Genomic DNA, 5,445 nt, shown 5'->3' on the forward strand with positions numbered 1-5,445 from the left:
GGCCTGACGATGCCGCGGGTTCTGGCCCGCCTGCCCTATGGCGCCGAGACGGTGCCGGTGAAGGGCTTCGCCTTCGAGGAGGAGGTGGATCAGGACCATGACAAGTATGTCTGGATGAACGCGGCCTTCCCCATGGGCGTGAACATCAACCGAAGCCACAAGCTCTTCGGCTGGGGCACCCAGATCCGCGGCGTGGAATCGGGCGGTACGGTCGTCAATCTGCCGGTTCACACCTTCCCGACGGATGACGGCGGGGTATCCATGAAATGCCCGACGGAGGTGGCGATCGACGACCGGCGCGAGGCGGAGCTGGCCAAGCTCGGGCTGATGCCGATCCTGCACCGCAAGAACACCGACCTCGCCGCCTTCATCGGCGCCCATTCGCTGCAGGACGACGAGGCCCGCGCAGGTCGTCTGGTCGATGCCGACGCCCAGGCCAACGAGCGGCTGAGCGCCAACCTGCCCTATCTCTTCCCGGTGTCGCGGTTCGCCCACTATCTCAAGGCGATCGCGCGGGACAAGGTCGGCACCTTCAAGGAGCGCGCCGACATGCAGACCTGGCTGACCGAATGGATCAACCGCTACGTCCTCGCCAATCCCGCCTTCGCCGATGACAAGGCCCGCGCCCGGCGTCCGCTGGCCGCCGCCGAAGTGACGGTCAGCAGCGTGGAAGGTCGGCCCGGCTACTACAACGCGGTCTTTCACCTGCGCCCGCACTATCAACTCGAAGGGATCAACGCCTCGCTGCGGCTGGTCTCGGAATTGCCGTCCGTGAAGTCCTGAGACGTGAAGTCCCAGCTCTGAAGTCCTGATCCTGACCCAGATCCGAGGGGGAGACGCACATGCCGAGAGCCGACGGAACCAGCATCACCAAGATCGACGGATTCCTCAAGGTCCCCGACATTCCGGGGCCGAGCGAGCGGGACGGCCACGAGGAGGAGATCGAGGTCCATGGCGTGAAATTTGCCATGGATGCGCCCCATGACCCGAACAGCCTGTCCCGGCGCGGGCGAGTAAATCTCGATATGATCGTGTTTACAAAGTATTACGACATGTCTTCGCCCTATCTCAAGAAGGCGCTCTTCGACAATACCCCGCTCGACGAAGTGGTCTTCTCCGCCCGCCGCACCATCGACGGCGAGACGTCGGACTATCTCGTCGTCACCCTCACCGACGCCTCGGTGATGAAATACGAGATGACCCAGGCCGAGGAGGAACCCGACCTGCTGGAGGAGCGGGTCGGCTTTGCCTATCACGCGATCAAGTTCGCATACGACACCGACCACGAGGTCGAGATGAACGTGCGCGTGGCCAAGTGATGGCGGAGGCGGGTCGGTGAGACAGCCGGAGGCGCGGGCGACGCGCGAGGCGGTCCAGCCCTCGCTCTGGGACCGGCTCGTCAACGATTTGCCCGGCCTCGGCTCCGAGATCGGCTGGCTTCGCCGGTTGCTCGAAGGCGAGATCGGCGCCGAGCGGCTGGCCGCGCTCATCGAGGGCGGCGTCCGGGCGATCGACGCCGACGAAGGCCTGACGGCGGAGCAGCGCAAGCGCCTGCGGCGCGTCCTGCATCAGGAGCGGCGGCGGGCGGAGCTGGAGGAGCGCGGCATCGTCGTCTCGCCGGACGTGCTGCGCGAGGCGGTGCGACGCGACATCGAGGCGCTGTTCAACACCGAGCGGTTCGAGGCGACCCCGTTGCTTACCGACGCCGAAGCGGCCGCGTTGCCCGACGATCCGCCCTCGCTCGCCGACTTCCCCGAGGCGCGGCGGAGCGTCGTCAACTACGGGGTACCGTCCTTCGCCGGCCGTTCCAGCCGCGACTTCGATCGCGAGGCGCTGGCCCGCGAAATCCTCGGGATCCTCACCACCTTCGAGCCGCGGCTGAAGCCCGGGGCAACCAGGGTCACCGTCGCCACGGCGGACAAGGCGGCCGGCCTTCGGATCGAAATCGACGCGCTGCTGATCATGGCGCCCGCGCCGGAGCGGCTGCGGCTCAGGACCACGATCGACCTCGACAACGGGCGGGCGCGGACCGAAACACGGGGGGCCTGAGGCTTGGACCGGGTCTTTCTCGATTATTACGAAGACGAGCTTGGCCATATCCGCGCACTCGCGGCGGAATTCGCCGACATGCACCCGGCCGTCGCGCGCAACCTGTCACTCGATGCCGTCCCCTGCCCCGATCCTTACGTCGAGCGGCTGCTGGAGGGCGTCGCCTTTCTGGCCGCGCGCACCCGGCTCAAGGTCGACGCCGAGGGCGCGCGCTTCGTCCGCGACGTGATCGAGGCGCTTTATCCCGACCTGACCGCGCCGACGCCCGCGACCGGCATCGTCGCGCTGAAGCCGGGGCAGCAGGTGCTGACCATGCTCGACGGGCATGTGGTGCGCCGCGGCACGCGGCTCGTTTCGAGCCTCAGGCCCGGCCTGTCCACGCGCTGCACCTACACGACGGCGCAGGACGTGACGCTCTGGCCGGTCGAGATCACCGGCGTCGACTATCTGCAGGACCGGGGCGCGCTGGCCGCCGCCGGGATCGGGGCCATCGGCGGCGCGAGCGGGGTCTCGGGGCTGCGCCTCACGCTCGGGCGGATCGGCAAGGGCGCGCTTGCCGAGTTGTCTCTCGACCGGCTCGACCTGCATTTCGCCGACCGCGCCCGCGCGCCCGCATTCTTCGACGCGATCTTCGGCGCCTGCGTCGCCGTCGGTGCCCGGCCGGAAGGGCGCGCGTTTCCCCTCGCCGCGATGCCCGCGCCGGAGATGATCGGCATCCGCGACGACGAGGCGCTGCTGCCGCGCACACGCCCGAGCTTCGAGGGCTATCGGCTGCTGCGCGAGTATTTCGTGGCGCCGGAACGGTTCCATTTCGTCCGGCTTGGGGGGGTGTCGCCGGTTCTGCGCGCCGCGGCCGGGCGGATCGAGATCGTCATCCTGTTCCGCCGCGCCGCACCCGAACTGGCCGGCGCGCGACCGGGCGACCTGCTGCTCCATGCGACGCCGATCGTGAACCTTTTCGAGCGGGATTGCGGGACACTGGATCTCGACGCCCGGCGGACGCGGCAGGTGCTGCACGCGGACCGAGCGCGGCCGCGGGATTTCGAGATCCTGCGCGTCACCCACGTCGAAGACGCCGATGGCGAGGGGCCGGAAGCGCTGGTGCCGGAACTCTTCAGCCTCGGCCAGGCGAGCGGCGGCCCTTGGGTCCATTCGACCGAGCGCCGGCCGCGGCGACCGGCCGAGGACGAGCGGCGGCAGGGCCAGACCCGCACCTCCTACGCGGGGGACGATGTATTCCTTGCCGTCTCGCGCCCGGCGGGCGACACCCGCGCCCGACCGCTCCGGCGGCTCGACATCCGGGCGCTCTGCACCAACCGCGACCTGCCGATCCTCGACGACACGCCGACCCTGACGCCCGAGAGCGGCGACCCGATCGAGCAGGCGCGCCTGCTCGGGGCGCTGCGCCCGCCCCTGCGCGCGGTGGCCGCCGCGCCGCCAGGCGGGCCGGCCGGCGCCTCGCGCGCCGACGAGCTGACATGGCGGCTGGTCGCGCAATTGTCGCTGAATTTCCTCGGCCTCGCCGAGGCGGGCACGGCGGCGACGCCGCTGCGCGCCTTGCTCGAACTCTACGCCGACCGGGGCGACCCGGGACTTGCCCGCCATGCGCGCGCCGTTACCGGGGTCCATGCGCGGCCGGTGATCGAGCGCCTGCCCTTCGCCGGTCCGATGTGCTTTGGTCGCGGCGTCGAGATCACGCTCGATATCGACCAGTCGCTGCTCAGCGGGCACAGCGCGCTGCTGCTGTCCGGCCTCATCGCGCGGCTCTTCGCCCGCTACGCGGCGGTGAATTCCTTCGTCCGGACCCGGACGCGGCTGATCCAGAGCCAGGAGGACGTGCCATGGCCGATGACGCCCGGCAGCCGCGGCCTGATCTAGACCCGCCGGCCGAAACGATGGACTTCTTCGAGCTGATGCGACGGCTCGAGAGGGACGGAGGTGGCCGGTTCGCGACGGGCGGTCGCCCGGACGGCGAGCCCGCCCGCCTCGGCCAGGCGGTGCGCCTCGCCTTTGCCACGCACGATATCGCGCAATGGCGGCCCGCCGGCGAGACGCGGCCCGCCGAGGTCCGGGTGGTGAATTTCGGCCTGCTTGGGCCCGAGGGGCCGATGCCGCTGCATCTGACGCGCTGGGTCTTCGACCGGCTGTCGCAGCGCTGGTTCACCGACCACGAGGCGGAGGCGACGCACGACACGACCTTTCTCGATTTCGCGAACATGTTGCAGCACCGGATGATCGGCCTGTTCTACCGCGCCTGGGCCGATTCGCGGCCGGCGACGCAGGTCGAGCGGCCGGGCGGCGGGCGCGTCTCGGCGCTGCTCGGCGCGCTCGGCGGCATCGGCCTGCCCGGCGCGGCGCCGAGCCCGGAGCTCGATGCGCTGGCGCGGCGCCATGCCCCGGCGCTCGGCCATCAGGTCGAGGGGCCGGAGCGCCTGACCCGCCTCATCGCCGATGCGCTCGGGGTCGAGGCGCGGCTCGTCGAGTTCGTCGGGGCCTGGGTGCCGATCCCGGTCCGCCTGCGCTCGCGGCTCGGCGGGCCGCTGGCGCGGCTCGGCGCCGGGGCCACCGCCGGCGCGCGCGGATTTCAGCGTCAGAACCGGGTCGAGATCACCCTCGGCCCTTTGACCCTCGACCAGTTCACCGCGCTCCTGCCCGGTACCCCCGCGCGCGAGCGGTTGCGCGAGATCATCCGGCACGCGATCGGCATGACGCTCGACGTCGACCTGCGGCTGGTGCTCGCCAGGGACCAGATCCCGGCCGCCCGCCTCGGCGCGGCGATGCTCGGCCGCCTCGCGTGGCTCGCCCCGCGGCGAAGCGCCGACGCGGGCGACCTGCGGCTCCGCGGTTTCGTCGGCCTGGGGTTGGAGACCGCGGCATGAGCCTCGTCGTCAGCCTCGAACACGGCCCGCGGGACCAGGCGATCCGCCAGATGCGGCTCGACACCGGCGCGCTCGTCATCGGCCGCGGCGCCGACGCGGATTGGCGGATCGACGATCCCGACATGTTCGTGTCGCGCGCCCATTGCACGATCCTCGCCGGACCGGGCGGTTTCACCGTCACCGACACATCGACCGGCGGGCTCTTTGTCGACGACGCGCGCGCGCCGCTGGGCACCGGCAACAGCGCCGCGCTGCGCGACGGAACCCGGCTGCGGCTCGGGGACTTCCTGCTGCGGGTGCGGATCGCCGCCGCTGCCCCCGAATCGGCGTGGCAGCAGCCGCCCGCTCCCGCGCCCGCCGCGCCCGTACCCGTCTCGCCCAGACCTGTCTCGCCGGCATCCGCCGCCCCGCCGCTGGCGGCGGGGCGTTCGCCCTTCGACGGCGACGACTTCTTTGCCTCGCCCCGCGCCGAACCGGGACCATCCCGCCCGACCGACCTGCCCGACGCCTTCGAAAA

6 protein-coding genes are annotated in these 5,445 nt (G+C 71.1%); all 6 read left to right on the forward strand.

The window, feature by feature from the left end; genetic code table 11:
- Positions 1–783, forward strand: a 783-nt coding sequence (tssC, locus tag KBA23_RS15485; RefSeq protein WP_290742760.1) for a type VI secretion system contractile sheath large subunit, incomplete at its 5' end; no start/stop codon positions are given.
- A 59-nt stretch (positions 784–842) separates the two neighbouring features.
- Positions 843–1,319, forward strand: a complete 477-nt coding sequence (gene tssD / locus KBA23_RS15490; RefSeq protein WP_290742763.1) for a type VI secretion system tube protein TssD — start codon at positions 843–845, stop codon at positions 1,317–1,319.
- A gap of 16 nt (positions 1,320–1,335) precedes the next feature.
- A complete protein-coding gene (gene tssE / locus KBA23_RS15495) occupies positions 1,336–2,049 on the forward strand; it encodes a type VI secretion system baseplate subunit TssE (protein ID WP_290742766.1) in 714 nt (237 codons plus the stop codon).
- Positions 2,050–2,052: 3 nt separating this feature from the next.
- On the forward strand, positions 2,053–3,927 hold the full coding sequence (tssF, locus tag KBA23_RS15500) for a type VI secretion system baseplate subunit TssF (protein ID WP_290742769.1): 1,875 nt from the start codon (positions 2,053–2,055) through the stop codon (positions 3,925–3,927).
- Positions 3,891–4,928, forward strand: a complete 1,038-nt coding sequence (tssG, locus tag KBA23_RS15505; protein ID WP_290742772.1) for a type VI secretion system baseplate subunit TssG — start codon at positions 3,891–3,893, stop codon at positions 4,926–4,928. The genes tssF and tssG overlap by 37 nt, the downstream gene beginning before the upstream one ends.
- Positions 4,925–5,445, forward strand: a 521-nt coding sequence (locus tag KBA23_RS15510; RefSeq protein ID WP_290742774.1) for an FHA domain-containing protein, incomplete at its 3' end; no start/stop codon positions are given. The genes tssG and KBA23_RS15510, both read left to right, overlap by 4 nt.

This window comes from Amaricoccus sp. (assembly GCF_017995835.1).
Lineage (GTDB): Bacteria > Pseudomonadota > Alphaproteobacteria > Rhodobacterales > Rhodobacteraceae > Amaricoccus.

Excerpts from the sequence above, each read along its gene's own strand:
- tssD (WP_290742763.1), top strand. The coding sequence starts at position 843 with ATGCCGAGAGCCGACGGAACCAGCATCACCAAGATCGACGGATTCCTC.
- tssG (WP_290742772.1), top strand. The coding sequence starts at position 3,891 with ATGGCCGATGACGCCCGGCAGCCGCGGCCTGATCTAGACCCGCCGGCC.